The organism is Streptococcus infantis, assembly GCF_047463275.1.
Lineage (GTDB): Bacteria > Bacillota > Bacilli > Lactobacillales > Streptococcaceae > Streptococcus > Streptococcus infantis_AF.
This window is the reverse complement of the sequence record NZ_JASHEE010000009.1, coordinates 1-15,019: the sequence shown is the minus strand read 5'-3', so window position 1 is coordinate 15,019 and position 15,019 is coordinate 1. Positions and strand designations below refer to the sequence as shown.

Here is a 15,019-nt window from a genome sequence, read left to right as displayed (position 1 = left end):
TAACACCAGTAACACCAACAGCAGAACCAGCAACATCAACAGATAAACAAGGTCAAACCCAAACAGGTAAACCTAAGTTTACAGAAGGTGATCCAGTAGTTCCAATGGATGATGATGTTCCAGCAACCTTCGAAGATGGTTCAACAACGAAGACAATTCCAGGTGAAGGAACATATACAGTAGCACCAGATGGAACAGTTACATTCGTACCAGAAAAATCATTCACAGGCACAGGAACAGGCGTGACTGTTAAACGTGTCGATAAGAACGGTACACCAGTTACTGCTAAATACACACCAACAGTAACTCCGGTAACACCAACTGCAACACCAGCTGAATCAGTTGCACCTCAAGGTGTGGTTCAAACTGGTACTGTTACATTCACAGAAGGTGACCCAGTTGCACCAATCGACAAGGATACCATTACTCTTCTTGACGAAAATGGTCAACCAGCAGCTTCAGTAGTTGCTAAGTCGCCAGAAGGTAAAGAAATCGGTACATTCACAGTTGATAAAGCAACAGGCCTTGTAACCTTCACACCAACTGACAAGTCATACTCAGGTGATGTCGTTGCCGTTAAGGTTCAAGCTAAGGATGCCAACGGTACACCGGCTGAAACAACATACACACCTAAGATTACTCCAGTTGTTCCAACTGCAGAGGATGTAACTTCAACAGATAAACAAGGTCAAACCCAAACAGGTAAGCCAACCTTCACACCAGGTAACTCAAACGTACCAATGGATGATGATACACCAGCAACCTTCGAAGATGGTTCAACAACGAAGACAATTCCAGGTGAAGGAACCTACACAGTAGCACCAGATGGAACAGTTACATTCGTACCAGAAAAATCATTTACAGGAACAGGAACAGGCGTGACTGTTAAACGTGTAGATAAGAACGGTACACCAGTAACAGCTAAGTACACACCAACTGTAACCCCAGTAACACCAACAGGTGAACCAGCTACAACTATTGGACCAAAAGGTAAAGAACAGTCTGGTAAACCAACATTCAAGGAAGGCGATAGCCGTGTTCCAATGAATGATGACGTTCCAGCAACATTTGACGATGGTTCAACAACTAAGACTATTCCAGGTGTTGGTACTTACACAGTAGCACCAGACGGAACAGTAACCTTCAAACCAGAACCTGAATTTACAGGAACAGCTCCATCTGTTACAGTTGTTCGTGAAGATATGAACGGAACAAAAGCTTCTGCAACATACACACCAACAGTAACACCAGTTACTACGTTTGTAGATAAAGAAGGTAAAGCAATTCCAGGATATCCAACAGAAGACGGCGAACAACCTAAGAAAGATATTCCAGGTTACCGTTTCGTTGAAACTAAGAAATTGCCTAATGGTGATACACAACACGTCTATGAAAAATTAGTAACTACTCACGTTGATGAGGAAGGAAAAGAAATCCCTGGTTACCCAACAGAAGATGGTGAGCAACCTAAGAAAGATATTCCAGGTTATGAGTTTGTCAAGACGATTGTTGATGAAAATGGTAATACACAACACATCTACAAGAAAGTGGTAACACCAGATCCAGTTCCAACACCAGATCCAGTGCCAACACCAGATCCAGTTCCAACACCAGATCCAAAACCAACACCAGATTCAGAAAAACCAGAAGCTCCAGTTAAACCAGCTCCAGCTAAGGAAAATGCTCCTCAATTGCCAAATACTGGTACTGAAGATCATGCTAGCCTTGCTGCCCTTGGTTTAGTAGGTGTCTTGAGTGGATTTGGACTTATCGCTCGTAAAAAGAAAGAAGACTAATCAACTCTTTAAAGTAGTGGAAAAGTCACCTTTCTAATTAAAAACTAGTACATCCAAAGATGTACTAGTTTTTTTTATATCTTTGCTGCTTGTTTTAAGGATAGAACTATGCTACAATCTTGTAAAATAAACAAGGATATCAAGATATGAAAAGTGAATACCAAAAAATGATTGCGGGAGAACCCTATCACCCGTTCGATCCAGAACTTCGGACTCTAGCACAAACAGCACGACAAAAGCAAGCTTCCTTTAATGAAGAAGTCGATCCAATAAAAGGTATGGAAATCATCAAAGGCTGGTTTGGCTCAACTGGTGAAAACCTCTATGTCAATACTCGTTTGGTAGTGGATTATGGTGTCAATATTCATTTGGGAGAAAATTTCTATTCCAATTGGAATCTGACCATGTTGGATGTTTGTCCTATTACCATTGGCGACAATGCTATGATTGGTCCTAACTGCCAATTTTTAACACCCCTTCATCCACTGGATCCAGATGAACGAAATTCAGGTTTAGAATTTGGGAAACCCATTACGATTGGTAAGAACTTCTGGGCAGGTGGTGGGGTTATTGTCCTTCCAGGTGTTACACTAGGTGATAACGTTGTTGCAGGAGCAGGAGCTGTCATTACTAAATCTTTTGGTGATAATGTAGTTCTGGCAGGCAACCCAGCACGAGTTATCAAAGAAATTCCAGTCAAAGAAAATTAAAAGAACAGCGAAATGCTGTTCTTTTTTGCTAGAGATTTTTTCTCTTTTTAGCTTTTTTAGTGAGAGCCACATCACATTCAGCAATGTTGCGTGTAAGATAGCTAGCGACTTGGAAGTCATCGGTATCAGATTTTAGCTCGACTTCATAGACGATGCTAAGACTTTCACCGGCGTTTGTGCTATTAATCGTAATCATATCAATCTCTAAGCAGAATTGGTCAAGAGCTGTTTGGATAGCTTCCTGAACCTTCCCTTGATTAGCTACCGTGATTGTCAAAAGTCTACGACGTTGATTGTCGGTTTTTACTTGTTGACGTTCCAAAAGTAACCAAACACCCAAGATAAAGAGGGTGAAGAGAATAGCCAAGAAGAGATAGCCTGTTCCACAAGCTAGACCGATAATCATGGCTAGGAAAATAGCAATCAGTTCTCTTGATCCACTCGTTGCGGAACGAAAACGAATTAAACTAAAGGTTCCGGCTACAGCAATCGAAGTCCCCAAGCTTCCATTGACTAGAAAAATAACTAAGGTCATGAGGCAGGGAAGCAGAGTCAAGCTGATAGCGAATTCTCTGGTGTAGAGGGTTCGATGTTTGTAAGTCCAAGTAAGTGCCAAACCGAGGACTAGACTGACTAGAAGTGCCAACAGTAGTTGAAAGGGATCTGCACTTGCAGTGGTGTTGTTGAAAATGGAATTAAATAGATTAAGCATAAGCGGTACCTGCGCTTTCTATACTGGGACGTGGTGCATAAGGTAGCCCTTGAGATTTGTGGTAAGCACAACTGTATTTTGAAAATTTGTGCTCCATCAAACCATACTTGTCTAGGATGTCCTGCAACCACTGGGGCTTGTTTCCAGGGGCCTTGATCTCCATAATCACAATGTTGTTATCTAAGAGAGGGGCCCCGTGATTTCCCGCGAAGAGGCTGACAGTTTCATCTCTATAGACTAGATTTTGGTCAATTGTGATACGAATTTTGTTATAGTCGTAGCCCTCAATAGATTTCTTTTCCTTTAATGAATAACGATCGTAGTAGATGTACATACGAGGCTTGATAGCGAGTTTGTAATCATGCTGAAGTTTTTTCACTTTTTCAATGACGACTGTATCAGTAATGCTAGCATCCAAGTGCCCTTTGGTTATGAAATTGATGATGGTACTAGGAGTTGAGAGCAGTCGGTACTTGCGACCAATCCCTTCTTGGTCCTTAGTTTTGATTTCTAAAAAAACTTGACTATCTATTTTAGGTTGGCTGAGATAGGTCCGCATCCGTACCTTTTCTTTTCGTTTGTCTCCAAGATGCTCATCTTGGAGAATATCAAAGTCTTCTGTATCAAAGTAGATATTTGATATTGTTGAAATAGGATAGTCGTCTTCTACTAAATATTTCTTTAAATCCTGAACCAGTTTGTCTAATATTTCTTTGGAGATAACATATTTGGTTTCAATCCGTTTAAAAGTTGTTTCGATTGGTTTCATAAGTCCTTCTCCTCTAATCTTAGGTTATACTATTTTTAAACAAGGACGAGCTTGTTTGTCTAGGATTTTAAAGAGTTTATCTAAAACTTTTGTTAAATTTAACTTAATTGAAACTAAACTTAAGAAAACTTTCAGAAAAAGTTTAGGCTTGTTTTAGGAAAGTCACGTAGACTAAGAGCATGTAAAATGAAAGTCGAGGAAACGAGCATGAAAGCAAAAAAATGGACATTCTTATTAACGAGTATAGCAACTCTAGCACTAGTAACAGCTTGTACCCAGTCAACTTCAAATACAACAGCTAGCAATACTGAGACAACGAAAACGAAATCAACTACAGAAGCTAAGAAAACTAGCTATTTTACAGACAAGGACTATGATACTTCTTATGATGAAAAGACAGCAGCAACTGTAACCTTGTCAGGATCAACAGCGAAGGTATCAGGTGACGGAGTTGCCGTATCAGGATCTACCGTTACAATCTCTAAGGCAGGTACCTATGTCATATCTGGTCAATCCGACGGAGTTCAAATTAAGATCGAAGCTGGAAATTCTGATGATGTACATATTGTTCTAAAGGGTGTGGTCATGACCAATACCAATACAGCTATTTCCGCTACATCAGCTGGTCATGTTTACCTAACTCTAGCAGATGGCACAACCAATAGCCTCTCAGATTCAGCTTCTAATAGTGATGAAAAAGCTGATGCAGCCCTCTTCTCTAAAGTGGACTTGACCATCAATGGTAAAGGAACTCTCAATGTAGATGGTAAGAAAAACAATGGTATTAAGGCAAACGATACACTTCACATCACAGGCGGAACTTACAACATCACAGCAGTTGGAGATGCCTTTAATGTCAATGATGAACTCAACATTACCGGTACAACCATGACTATCGATGCCAAGGAAGACGGAGTTAAGGTCGACAATGATGAAGATACTTCTGTTGGAACCATGTATCTCTCTGACAATACCATCACTGTTACTGCTGGAGATGATGGTATCCATGCATCAGGTGATTTGGTTATTGATAGTGGTACCTATACCGTTAAGAATTCTACAGAAGGGCTTGAAGGTAAGTCAATCACTATCAATGGTGGAGACATCACCATATACTCAACAGATGATGGTGTCAATGCGGCCAACAAAAACGCCCAACAAAGTGAAATTTTCTTTGCTATGAATGGTGGGAATTTGACGGTTGAAGTTGGTCAGGGGGACACGGATCCAATTGACTCAAATGGTAACATTACTGTTACGGGAGGAACCATCAAAATGACTGGTCAAACTGGTTTTGACTTTGATGGAACAGCGATCTACACAGGCGGAGACATCTATTTCAATGGTGAAAAACAAACTGAGATTGTCAATTCGATGCCTGGTGGAGGTGGACCTCAAGGAAATGGAGGTCCTGGTGGACGACCATAAAAGAAAATCTCCTTTCTCGAAAGAGAAGGGAGATTTTCTTATGTTATTAGGACGAGAAAGAATTATTCTCCGTCTTTTTTAAAGATGTTTTTTACGCCAGATACTGCACCTTCGACAGCTTCTTTTGCATCTTCAGCAACTTCTTTAGCTTTTGAAGCTACCTTTTCTGCAGCTCCTTCTGTTTGAGTTTTTGTATCGCCAGTTAGTTTACCAAAGCCTTCTTTAACAGAACCTTTAGCTTGGTTGAATTTTTCTTCGATTGACATGGGGGATACCTCCGTTAATTTTTTGTATTATCTAAATTACATCAGATATTGGTTTAAGTATATACCCTTTTATGCTAAAAAGCAAAAAACTGATACGAAAAGCATCAGTTTATTTTTTTAATAGGTTACAACATTCAATTGCCCTTTATCATATTCAGCGATAAAGATATTAGACACTTCTTCGAAACCTTCTTCTTTCAATTGTTCTGTTAGCCATTCCTCTGATTTGCCAATGGTTTCTAGGATTTCAACTTGGACAACGCCGTCTGTAATGACTGGGTACTTAGGATTCTCGTCACCCATTCTTACGACAATTAGCTGTCCGTTTTGCTCAATCACAGCTCTCTTGACTTCCTTTAGTTGGAAAATTCCTTGAGCACGCAATTTAAGGGCTACATCTGCAGCTGCAAGACCTTTTGAACGACAGGCTTCTGGATCTAATTTTCCGTTTTTTATGATAATAGTTGGTTTTCCATCAATCAGATGTTTGATGAAGTAAACATTGGTATTAAGCCATTTGAGTGACAGAATCAAAATCGTCCAGATGATGAGGATGACGATATATTGAAGGATGGTAATCGAGCTATTGTAGATGACCCCGCCGATAATACCCCCGAGAACAAAGTTCTGTATTTGGTCTACTGCAGAACTTGGAGCTAAATTTCCTTTTCCTGTTACGTTAATAACAAAAACAAGAGAAAGAAGCCCAAAGGCCAATTTAATTGCAATTGTAGCAAAAAAGCTTATCATTTTTCAACCTCCACCAGTTCTACATCTGTTTTATATAAGTCCATTTTTTCAAGTAAATAGCTATCTGGGTCTGTTCCGCTAATCGCACGATAGAATTGCTTGTCTACCTTGATAATAGCTCCATCAGTAGTAGCTGAAGTATTGACATAAATGTCTTTTTTATCAACACCTAACTCTTTTGATACAATCTCGATGAAGTGTAAGGAACTACGAAATTGATTATCATTGGATTGGCTGTTTTGAAAATTCGTAATGCTAATCAATACAAAAGCAATTAACGTCAAAATAGAAATGAGCGATAATTCACGGAACTTACTCCCTCTTTTATCTTTGAAAGCCTTAAATGCAAAGAATCCAGTCACAATCACTAAGAATGTCGACACAATAATCATGGTCCAATTCTGTTGACTAATCTGACTGAGAACATAGTCATATGAATAGAATTTCATAAGATTTCTCCCTTTTTTAAATTCAATCTATTATAAACAAATTCCTAAGCTATAGCAATTTTATTATGACGAAAAAAGCATTTAATTGTTGTTTCCTACTTAAGGTAGGTTTTTCTGATTTGACTTAGCCTCCCGTCTTGACTTTCGTTTAGCTTTTGATATAATAGTAAAAATTTAGAGGAGGTGCTCTATGATTCAAAAACACGTCATTCCTATTTTAGAGTTTGATGATAATCCTCAGGCAGTCATTATGCCCAATCATGAAGGCTTGGATTTACAGTTGCCAAAGAAGTGCATCTATGCATTTTTGGAGGAGGAGATTGATCGTTATGCTCGAGAAGTAGGAGCAGAGTGCGCAGGCGAGTTCATTTCTGCCACTAAGACCTACCCGGTTTATGTCATGGACTACAAAGGCGAAAAAGTGTGTCTAGCCCAAGCTCCTGTCGGTTCTGCCCCTGCGGCCCAGTTTATGGATTGGTTGATTGGCTATGGTGTGGAGCAAATCATTTCCACTGGAACTTGTGGAGTCCTAGCCGATATAGAGGAAAATGCCTTTCTCGTCCCTGTTCGCGCTCTGCGAGATGAGGGGACCAGCTACCACTATGCAGCGCCTTCTCGTTATATGGATGTACATGTAGAGGCGATTTCTGCTATCGAGCAAGTCTTGGAACAACTAGGTATTCCTTATGAAGAGGTTATGACTTGGACGACAGATGGTTTTTACCGAGAAACAGCTGAAAAAGTGGCCTATCGTAAGGAAGAAGGCTGTGCAGTTGTGGAGATGGAGTGTTCGGCACTGGTAGCAGTTGCCCAGCTTCGAGGGGTCGTTTGGGGTGAGTTGCTGTTCACGGCTGATTCATTGGCAGATCTTGATAACTATGACCAGCGCGATTGGGGCGCAGAAGCTTTTGACAAGGCCTTAGAACTCTGTCTTGAAATCGTTAGTCATATGTGACTGCTTTAACTATTTTATGGTACAATGTAACTATGTTATTCAAATCATTTTCGGAAAAAATAAACACGACCTTGGGGCGTTTATCACCTGCTCGTCGAATTTTTTTAAGTTTTGCTTTGGTTATTTTCGCCGGCTCTCTTCTTTTGAGTCTGCCATTTGTGCAAGCAACAAGCTCCCAAGCGACCTATTTCGACCATCTCTTTACAGCAGTATCCATGGTCTGTGTGACAGGACTCTTTACTCAACCAGTAGCTACTACATATAACATCTGGGGTCAGTTAATCTGTATGTTTTTGATCCAGATTGGTGGTTTGGGTCTCATGACCTTTATAGGAGTCTTTTATATTCAAAGTAAGCAAAAGCTCAGCCTTCGTAGCCGTGAAACAATTCTGGAGAGCTTTAGTTATGGAGAAACTCAGTCTTTAATGGTTTTCATACGTTCGATTTTCTTGACGACTTTTATCGTTGAAGGACTCGGGGCCTTCCTGTTAAGTTTTCGTTTTGTTCCGGAATTTGGTTGGGGCCGAGGAATTTTCACCTCTATCTTCGTAGCTATTTCAGCTTTCTGTAATGCTGGTTTTGATAATTTTGGAAGTACAAGTTTAGTAGCTTTTCAAACTGATCCTTTGATTAATCTAGTGCTTGCTGCTTTGATCATCACAGGTGGTCTAGGGTTTATGGTTTGGTTTGACCTGGCCACACAGTTGAGCAAGAAAAAACGTCGGCTTCGCTTCCATACCAAATTGGTTCTCTTCTTGACAGCAGGAATTTTATTTACTGGAACAGTTTCAACCCTCTTGATAGAGTGGAACAATCCGGGAACGATCGGAAATCTCAGCATCCCTGATAAATTGCTAGTCAGTTTTTTCCAAACAGTTAGCATGAGAACGGCGGGTTTTGCTTCTATTGATTTTACCCAGGCTCGGCCTGTTACTTTGCTGATTTATATCTTACAAATGTTTCTCGGTGGGGCGCCTGGTGGAACAGCCGGGGGGCTTAAAATCACAACCTTCTTTGTATTATTGGTCTTTGCACGCAGTGAACTTTTAGGATTACCCCATGCCAATGTAGCTCGGAGAACAATTTTACCTCGGACAGTCCAAAAATCATTCAGTGTTTTTATCATCTTCTTGATAACTTTTTTATTGGGCTTAATCTTAGTAGGAATAACAGCTGAGGGGAATCCGCGCTTTATCTACATCATGTTCGAGACAATTTCAGCGCTTGCCACGGTCGGAGTGACTGCCAATCTGACACCAGAGTTAGGCAGATTAGCTCTTAGCATTATCATGCTACTGATGTTTATCGGACGAATTGGGCCGCTGACGCTATTAGTTAGTTTGGCTGAGTATCAACCAGATAAGAAAGATATGATCCACTATATGAAAGCAGATATTACCATAGGATAAGAAAGGATAAACTATGTCAGATCGGACAATTGGAATTTTAGGTTTGGGAATTTTTGGGAGCAGTGTTCTCGCGGCTCTTGCTAAGCATGATGTAAATATAATCGCCATTGATGACCATGAGGAGCGAATCAATCAGTTCGAACCAGTCTTGGTACGTGGAGTTGTTGGAGATATTACCGATGAAGAGCTCTTGCTCTCAGCAGGAATTGATACCTGCGATACAGTTGTGGTGGCAACTGGGGAAAATTTAGAATCTAGTGTGCTTGCAGTCATGCATTGCAAGAGTCTAGGAGTATCAACTGTTATTGCTAAGGTTAAAAGCCATACAGCAAAAAAAGTCCTTGAAAAAATTGGCGCAGATTCAGTCATCTCACCAGAATATGAGATGGGTCGTTCGTTGGCGCAGACTATTTTATTTAATAACAGCGTTGATGTTTTTCAGTTGGACAAAAATGTCTCTATTGTTGAGATGAAAATTCCACAATCGTGGGCAGGCAAAAGCTTAAGTCAACTAGACCTTCGAGGACAATACAATCTCAATATTCTTGGTTTTCGTGACTATGAAAATGCTCCTCTAGACGTTCAGTTTGGTCCAGAGGATCAATTGAAAGCTGATGGCTATATGATGGCAGTAATCAATAACCAATATTTAGATAATCTAGCACACCTCAATGATTAAAAGAGAAATGACCATTCTTTTTTCTAGTGACTATTGGGTCAATATAAGTATTTTATAAGAAGGATTTAAGAAAAATTTTAACTTTTTCTTAATCCTTTTTAATTTTAGGAGATTATACTAGAGCTATCAAAAAAAGAAAACTCTAAGGAGAATCCTATGAAATTCAATCCAAATCAGAGATATACTCGTTGGTCTATTCACCGCCTCAGTGTAGGTGTTGCTTCAGTTGTTGTGGCTAGTGGTTTCTTTGTCCTAGTTGGTCAACCAAGTTCTGCACGTGCAGATGTCGTCAATCCGACCCCTGCCCAAGTCGTGCCAAACGACGCCTCGGTGAGTGAAAAGAGCGACTTACCAGCAGAGGCTCTAAAAAAAGCAGTCGATGTAGCTCTTCCTTCAGAACAGGCAGAGTCAGCACCTAAAGCAAGCTTGGATACTACAAGCTCTCCAGAAAAAACGGATGTAGCTACTAAAGAGCCAGTAGCAGCACCTAAAGAAGAAGTGCAAGCAAAACCAGAGTCTAAGAAAGAAACAGAAGATGCGGTTAAACCTGCGACAAATCCTGCTCCTGCAGTTACTGGACAAGACCGTGAAGCCAGTGAAGCGCAAGCAGCAACTACTCCAGCTGAAGTGCAAAAAGGTGTGACTGACAATACCAAAGATACAGTAGATGTCCCAGCTACTTACTTGGACAAGGCTAACTTCCCTGGCCCATTCACAGCCGGTGTCAACCAAGTCATTCCATATGAATTCTTCGCTGGTGACGGCATGTTGACTCGCCTTATCTTGAAAGCCTCTGACAAGGCCCCATGGTCAGACAATGGAATGGATAAAAATCCTGCTCTCCCACCAGTAGAAAAATTGAGCAAAGGCCTTTACTTCTACGAAGTAGATTTGGCAGGTACTCAAGGTAAATCAGACAAAGAGTTGCTTGACCTCTTGAAACAAAATGGTACTCAAAGCTATAAAGCTACTATTAAAGTGTACGGTGCGAAAGACGGCAAGGCCGATTTAAGTAACCTTGTAGCGACTAAAGATTTGGATATCAACTTGAATGGCTTGACTACTCCAGCTGAAGTACAAAAAGGTGTGGCTGATAACACCAAAGATACAGTAGATGTCCCAGCTACTTACTTGGACAAGGCTAATGTTCCTGGACCATTCTTGGCCGGCGTAAACCAAGTCATTCCATATGAATTCTTCGCTGGTGACGGTATGTTAACTCGCCTTATCTTGAAAGCATCCGACAAGGCTCCATGGTCAGACAACGGTTCGGCTAAAAATCCCGCTCTCCCACCAGTAGAGAAATTGGGCAAAGGCCTCTACTTCTATGAAGTAGATTTAGCAGGCACCCAAGGAAAATCAGATAAAGAGCTCCTTGACCTCTTGAAACAAAATGGTACTCAAAGCTATAAAGCTACTATTAAAGTGTACGGTGCGAAAGACGGCAAGGCCGATTTAAGTAACCTTGTAGCGACTAAAGATTTGACTGTTAATTTGAACGCTTCAACCACTCCAACTCAGATTAAAGAGTCTGTTCTTAACAATGTCAAAGACATGATTGATGTTCCGGCTAGCTACCTTGACAAAGCCAATTTCCCAGGTCCATTTACAGCTGGTGTCAACCAAGTTATACCATACGAAGCTTTTGGTGGAGATGGAATGTTGACCCGCCTTATCTTGAAAGCATCCGATAAGGCCCCATGGTCAGACAATGGAATGGATAAAAATCCAGCTCTATTGCCACTTGAAGACTTGGCTAAAGGTCAATATTTCTATGAAGTAGATTTGAATGGTAATACGGTTGGTAAAGATGGTCAGGCCTTGCTGGAGCAACTTCGAGCTAACGGAACCCATACATATTCAGCTACTATTAAAGTCTATGGCGCTAAAGACGGCAAACCTGATTTGACCAATCTGATTGCTACTCGCCAAGTAACGATTCGACTTCGTGGAAAAGAAATGGCGACAATACCATCTCAACAAGGTCAGATGAATACGAAGCCTTCTGAAACAGGCTCTACAGGTATGACTGAGGGTATGATGGGTACAAATTACCATATGTCAGATATGAAAGTAGATCAACCAGCTTCTAGCCCAATGGTTAATATGATGAAAAAAGATGATAAAGCGATGCTACCAAATACTGGTGAAGCTCAAACGGCTACAGCTGGACTTGGAATCCTTGGCCTAGCCTTGGCAGGTTTTGTTGGATTTTTGGGTTGGAAAACCAAAAGAGAAGATTAAGGTTCAAATCATTTAAACATTAGGGAAAATAGTGTTATACTAAAGCAAGTATAACACTGTTTTTATCGAAGGAGTGTCAGATGAAAAAGACAATTTTGCTGGTTGATGATGAGATAGATATTCTAGATATTCAAAATCGCTATCTTTTACAGGCAGGTTACGATGTTTTAGTTGCCCATGATGGTAAGGAAGGATTAGAACTTTTTAGAAAAAAATCTATCGATCTCATTATCACAGATATCATGATGCCTAATATGGACGGTTATGATTTCATCAGCGAAGTTCAGTATATTGCTCCTGATCAACCCTTTCTCTTTACAACTGCTAAGACAAGCGAACAGGATAAGATTTATGGATTAAGTTTGGGGGCGGATGATTTTATAGCTAAACCGTTTAGCCCACGGGAATTGGTTTTGAGAGTAAATAATATCTTGCGCCGCCTTAGTCGTGGCGAAGAGACCGAGCAGATTGAGTTTGGTGACTTAGTGATCAACCATGTGACTCATGAGGTTCGCATTGGGGAACAGCCTTTGGAATTGACAGTGAAATCTTTTGAACTTCTATGGATATTAGCTAGCAGTCCTGAGAGAGTTTTTTCAAAGACTGAACTTTACGAGAAGGTATGGCAAGAGGACTATGTAGATGATACCAATACACTCAATGTTCATATCCATGCTTTGAGACAAGAGTTGACCAAGTATACGAATTTAAACACTCCTGCTATCAAAACTGTTTGGGGATTGGGCTATAAGATGGAAAGACCGAGAGGTAAAAAATGAAATTAAAAAGCTATATTTTAGTGGGGTATCTAGTTTCGACTCTACTAACGATTTTGGTCGTTTTCTGGGCAATCCAACGTATGTTGATTGAGAAAAGTGAAGTTTATTTTCTGGTTGGAATGACCTTGATTGCAAGTTTCATTGGCGCTGCAGTGAGCATCTTTCTTTTGTCACCTGTTTTTTCTTCTCTGAAACATTTGAAAAAACAAGCTCAGAATATAGCTGGCAAAGATTTCAGCACAGAAATTGAAACCAAAGGACCGATAGAATTTCAAGAGTTAGGCCAGGTTTTTAATGACATGTCCCGCAATTTACAAGATACCTTTCAATCACTTGATGAGAGTGAGCAAGAAAAGAGAATGATGATTGCGCAGCTCTCTCATGATATTAAAACTCCCATTACCTCCATTCAGGTTACTGTGGAAGGAATTCTAGATGGAGTAATAAAGGAGGAGGAACGACTCCATTACTTAACCACGATTGGTCGCCAAACCGAGCGTTTAAACAAGCTAGTTGAGGAGTTGGACGTTTTGACTCTTAACGCTCAGCCTCAAGATATAGCTGACGAAGAAGTCGAAGATGTGTTTTTAGATCAGCTGTTGATTGAGTCGATGAGTGAATTTCAACTTCAAATTGAACGAGAGGAGCGAGATGTCTACATCCAAGTAAAGCCTGAGTCTGCGAAAATCAAGAGTCATTACGACAAACTCTCTCGTATTCTAGTCAATTTGTTAAATAATGCATTTAAATATTCAGAACCTGGAACTAGGATTGAAGTTCTTGCTCAATTAACAGAAGAAGAGCTGATAATCAGTGTGAAAGACGAGGGTCAAGGTATTCTTCCTGAAGATTTGGAAAAAATTTTTAACCGACTGTATCGTGTAGAGACGTCGCGTAATATGAAGACAGGTGGTCATGGATTAGGACTTGCAATTGCACGAGAACTAGCCCATCAACTAGGTGGTGAAATAACAGCAGAAAGCCAGTATGGTTTAGGAAGTACGTTTACATTTCATCTTAATTTGAAATAAAACTAAAAAAAATCTCTTTACAAATGTAGTATTTCATGGTACAATAGCCTTTGTGTGAAATAGCAGCAGGAAAGCATGAAGCTCGTCAACAGGTGTCTTATAACAAGTAACCTTGGCTGTTTAGGCGAAGGGCATCTGCACGAATCAGGGCTTTCTAAGTGACTATTTCCGCCGAAATTATATCTATATTAGGAGGACATACACATGTCACGTTATACAGGACCATCTTGGAAACAAGCTCGTCGCCTTGGCCTTTCACTTACAGGTACAGGTAAAGAATTGGCACGTCGTAACTACGTACCAGGACAACACGGCCCAAACAACCGTTCTAAATTGTCAGAATACGGTTTGCAATTGGCTGAAAAACAAAAACTTCGTTTCACTTACGGAGTAGGTGAAAAACAATTCCGTAACTTGTTCGTACAAGCTACAAAAATCAAGGGCGGAATCCTAGGTTTCAACTTCATGCTTCTTTTGGAACGTCGTTTGGATAACGTAGTTTACCGTCTTGGTCTTGCGACTACTCGTCGTCAAGCTCGTCAATTCGTAAACCACGGTCACATCCTTGTTGACGGAAAACGTGTTGATATCCCATCATACCGCGTAACTCCAGGTCAAGTAATCTCAGTTCGCGAAAAATCATTGAAAGTTCCAGCAATCCTTGAAGCAGTAGAAGCTACCCTTGGACGCCCAGCATTCGTATCATTCGATGCTGAAAAATTGGAAGGTTCATTGACTCGTTTGCCAGAACGTGATGAAATCAACCCAGAAATCAACGAAGCACTTATCGTTGAATTCTACAACAAAATGCTTTAATTTTAAGATATATGATACAGAAAGCCTACAACAGTAGGCTTTTTGTTTTTCAAAAAACAAAAAATAAGAAAAATTTATCTCAAGTTCTTGACAAGGCAGAAAAAGTGGGTATAATAGAAAGAGTTAAAAAGCTCACGGTCCGTTGGTCAAGGGGTTAAGACACCGCCTTTTCACGGCGGTAACACGGGTTCGAATCCCGTACGGACTATGGGTATGTTGCAGTAGA

At 40.4% G+C, this 15,019-nt stretch carries 15 protein-coding genes and 1 tRNA gene; 11 read left to right on the top strand and 5 right to left on the bottom strand.

The window, feature by feature from the left end; genetic code table 11:
* Both QM923_RS09595 and QM923_RS09590 read left to right on the top strand, forming a co-directional pair.
* On the top strand, positions 1 to 1,796 hold a 1,796-nt coding region (locus QM923_RS09595; RefSeq protein ID WP_414291699.1), incomplete at its 5' end, for an LPXTG cell wall anchor domain-containing protein.
* 146 nt (positions 1,797 to 1,942) lie between these two features.
* Positions 1,943 to 2,506, top strand: a complete 564-nt coding sequence (locus QM923_RS09590) for a sugar O-acetyltransferase (RefSeq protein WP_006152422.1) — start codon at positions 1,943 to 1,945, stop codon at positions 2,504 to 2,506.
* A gap of 28 nt (positions 2,507 to 2,534) precedes the next feature.
* On the opposite strand, the gene QM923_RS09585 is transcribed toward QM923_RS09590, so the two are convergent.
* Together QM923_RS09585 and QM923_RS09580 are read right to left on the bottom strand one after the other, a co-directional pair.
* Positions 2,535 to 3,218: a DUF4956 domain-containing protein gene (locus QM923_RS09585; protein WP_414291698.1), complete on the bottom strand. Its 684-nt coding sequence runs from the start codon at positions 3,216 to 3,218 to the stop codon at positions 2,535 to 2,537.
* Positions 3,211 to 3,987, bottom strand: a complete 777-nt coding sequence (locus QM923_RS09580; RefSeq protein WP_414291697.1) for a polyphosphate polymerase domain-containing protein — start codon at positions 3,985 to 3,987, stop codon at positions 3,211 to 3,213. Before QM923_RS09580 ends, QM923_RS09585 begins: the two co-directional genes overlap by 8 nt.
* Before the next feature lie 207 nt (positions 3,988 to 4,194).
* Between QM923_RS09580 and QM923_RS09575 the strand changes: the two genes are divergently transcribed.
* Entirely contained in the window at positions 4,195 to 5,415 is a 1,221-nt protein-coding gene (locus QM923_RS09575; RefSeq protein WP_414291696.1) for a carbohydrate-binding domain-containing protein, read from the top strand.
* A 62-nt stretch (positions 5,416 to 5,477) separates the two neighbouring features.
* Here QM923_RS09575 and QM923_RS09570 read toward each other — a convergent pair whose 3' ends face one another.
* From QM923_RS09570 to QM923_RS09560, 3 genes are all read right to left on the bottom strand, one after another.
* Entirely contained in the window at positions 5,478 to 5,681 is a 204-nt protein-coding gene (locus QM923_RS09570; protein WP_006153995.1) for a CsbD family protein, read from the bottom strand.
* Positions 5,682 to 5,798: 117 nt separating this feature from the next.
* Positions 5,799 to 6,431, bottom strand: a complete 633-nt coding sequence (locus tag QM923_RS09565) for a DUF421 domain-containing protein (RefSeq protein ID WP_006152439.1) — start codon at positions 6,429 to 6,431, stop codon at positions 5,799 to 5,801.
* Entirely contained in the window at positions 6,428 to 6,880 is a 453-nt protein-coding gene (locus QM923_RS09560; protein ID WP_414291695.1) for a DUF3290 family protein, read from the bottom strand. Before QM923_RS09560 ends, QM923_RS09565 begins: the two co-directional genes overlap by 4 nt.
* A gap of 190 nt (positions 6,881 to 7,070) precedes the next feature.
* On the opposite strand from QM923_RS09560, the gene QM923_RS09555 reads away from it, so the two are divergent.
* The 8 genes from QM923_RS09555 (at position 7,071) to QM923_RS09520 (ending at position 15,001) form a co-directional block, all read left to right on the top strand.
* Positions 7,071 to 7,835 (top strand): nucleoside phosphorylase, encoded by a 765-nt coding sequence (locus tag QM923_RS09555; protein ID WP_414291694.1) that lies wholly within the window; start codon positions 7,071 to 7,073, stop codon positions 7,833 to 7,835.
* A 32-nt stretch (positions 7,836 to 7,867) separates the two neighbouring features.
* Positions 7,868 to 9,244 carry a TrkH family potassium uptake protein gene (locus QM923_RS09550; RefSeq protein ID WP_414291693.1) on the top strand — a complete coding sequence of 459 codons (1,377 nt, stop codon included), beginning with the start codon at positions 7,868 to 7,870 and terminating at the stop codon, positions 9,242 to 9,244.
* Positions 9,245 to 9,257: 13 nt separating this feature from the next.
* A complete protein-coding gene (locus tag QM923_RS09545; protein WP_414291692.1) occupies positions 9,258 to 9,923 on the top strand; it encodes a potassium channel family protein in 666 nt (221 codons plus the stop codon).
* A 156-nt stretch (positions 9,924 to 10,079) separates the two neighbouring features.
* On the top strand, positions 10,080 to 12,167 hold the full coding sequence (locus QM923_RS09540) for an SSURE domain-containing protein (protein ID WP_414291691.1): 2,088 nt from the start codon (positions 10,080 to 10,082) through the stop codon (positions 12,165 to 12,167).
* A gap of 80 nt (positions 12,168 to 12,247) precedes the next feature.
* Positions 12,248 to 12,946 carry a response regulator transcription factor gene (locus QM923_RS09535; protein ID WP_414291690.1) on the top strand — a complete coding sequence of 233 codons (699 nt, stop codon included), beginning with the start codon at positions 12,248 to 12,250 and terminating at the stop codon, positions 12,944 to 12,946.
* Positions 12,943 to 13,977 (top strand): sensor histidine kinase, encoded by a 1,035-nt coding sequence (locus QM923_RS09530; RefSeq protein ID WP_414291689.1) that lies wholly within the window; start codon positions 12,943 to 12,945, stop codon positions 13,975 to 13,977. Before QM923_RS09535 ends, QM923_RS09530 begins: the two co-directional genes overlap by 4 nt.
* Before the next feature lie 204 nt (positions 13,978 to 14,181).
* Positions 14,182 to 14,793: a 30S ribosomal protein S4 gene (gene rpsD, locus QM923_RS09525; protein ID WP_004253981.1), complete on the top strand. Its 612-nt coding sequence runs from the start codon at positions 14,182 to 14,184 to the stop codon at positions 14,791 to 14,793.
* Positions 14,794 to 14,929: 136 nt separating this feature from the next.
* Positions 14,930 to 15,001, top strand: a tRNA-Glu gene (locus tag QM923_RS09520).
* Positions 15,002 to 15,019 lie beyond the last annotated feature (18 nt).

Excerpts from the sequence above, each read along its gene's own strand:
- QM923_RS09590 (WP_006152422.1), top strand. The coding sequence starts at position 1,943 with ATGAAAAGTGAATACCAAAAAATGATTGCGGGAGAACCCTATCACCCG.
- QM923_RS09585 (WP_414291698.1), bottom strand. The coding sequence starts at position 3,218 with ATGCTTAATCTATTTAATTCCATTTTCAACAACACCACTGCAAGTGCA.
- QM923_RS09580 (WP_414291697.1), bottom strand. The coding sequence starts at position 3,987 with ATGAAACCAATCGAAACAACTTTTAAACGGATTGAAACCAAATATGTT.
- QM923_RS09575 (WP_414291696.1), top strand. The coding sequence starts at position 4,195 with ATGAAAGCAAAAAAATGGACATTCTTATTAACGAGTATAGCAACTCTA.
- QM923_RS09570 (WP_006153995.1), bottom strand. The coding sequence starts at position 5,681 with ATGTCAATCGAAGAAAAATTCAACCAAGCTAAAGGTTCTGTTAAAGAA.
- QM923_RS09565 (WP_006152439.1), bottom strand. The coding sequence starts at position 6,431 with ATGATAAGCTTTTTTGCTACAATTGCAATTAAATTGGCCTTTGGGCTT.
- QM923_RS09560 (WP_414291695.1), bottom strand. The coding sequence starts at position 6,880 with ATGAAATTCTATTCATATGACTATGTTCTCAGTCAGATTAGTCAACAG.
- QM923_RS09555 (WP_414291694.1), top strand. The coding sequence starts at position 7,071 with ATGATTCAAAAACACGTCATTCCTATTTTAGAGTTTGATGATAATCCT.
- QM923_RS09550 (WP_414291693.1), top strand. The coding sequence starts at position 7,868 with ATGTTATTCAAATCATTTTCGGAAAAAATAAACACGACCTTGGGGCGT.
- QM923_RS09545 (WP_414291692.1), top strand. The coding sequence starts at position 9,258 with ATGTCAGATCGGACAATTGGAATTTTAGGTTTGGGAATTTTTGGGAGC.
- QM923_RS09540 (WP_414291691.1), top strand. The coding sequence starts at position 10,080 with ATGAAATTCAATCCAAATCAGAGATATACTCGTTGGTCTATTCACCGC.
- QM923_RS09535 (WP_414291690.1), top strand. The coding sequence starts at position 12,248 with ATGAAAAAGACAATTTTGCTGGTTGATGATGAGATAGATATTCTAGAT.
- QM923_RS09530 (WP_414291689.1), top strand. The coding sequence starts at position 12,943 with ATGAAATTAAAAAGCTATATTTTAGTGGGGTATCTAGTTTCGACTCTA.
- rpsD (WP_004253981.1), top strand. The coding sequence starts at position 14,182 with ATGTCACGTTATACAGGACCATCTTGGAAACAAGCTCGTCGCCTTGGC.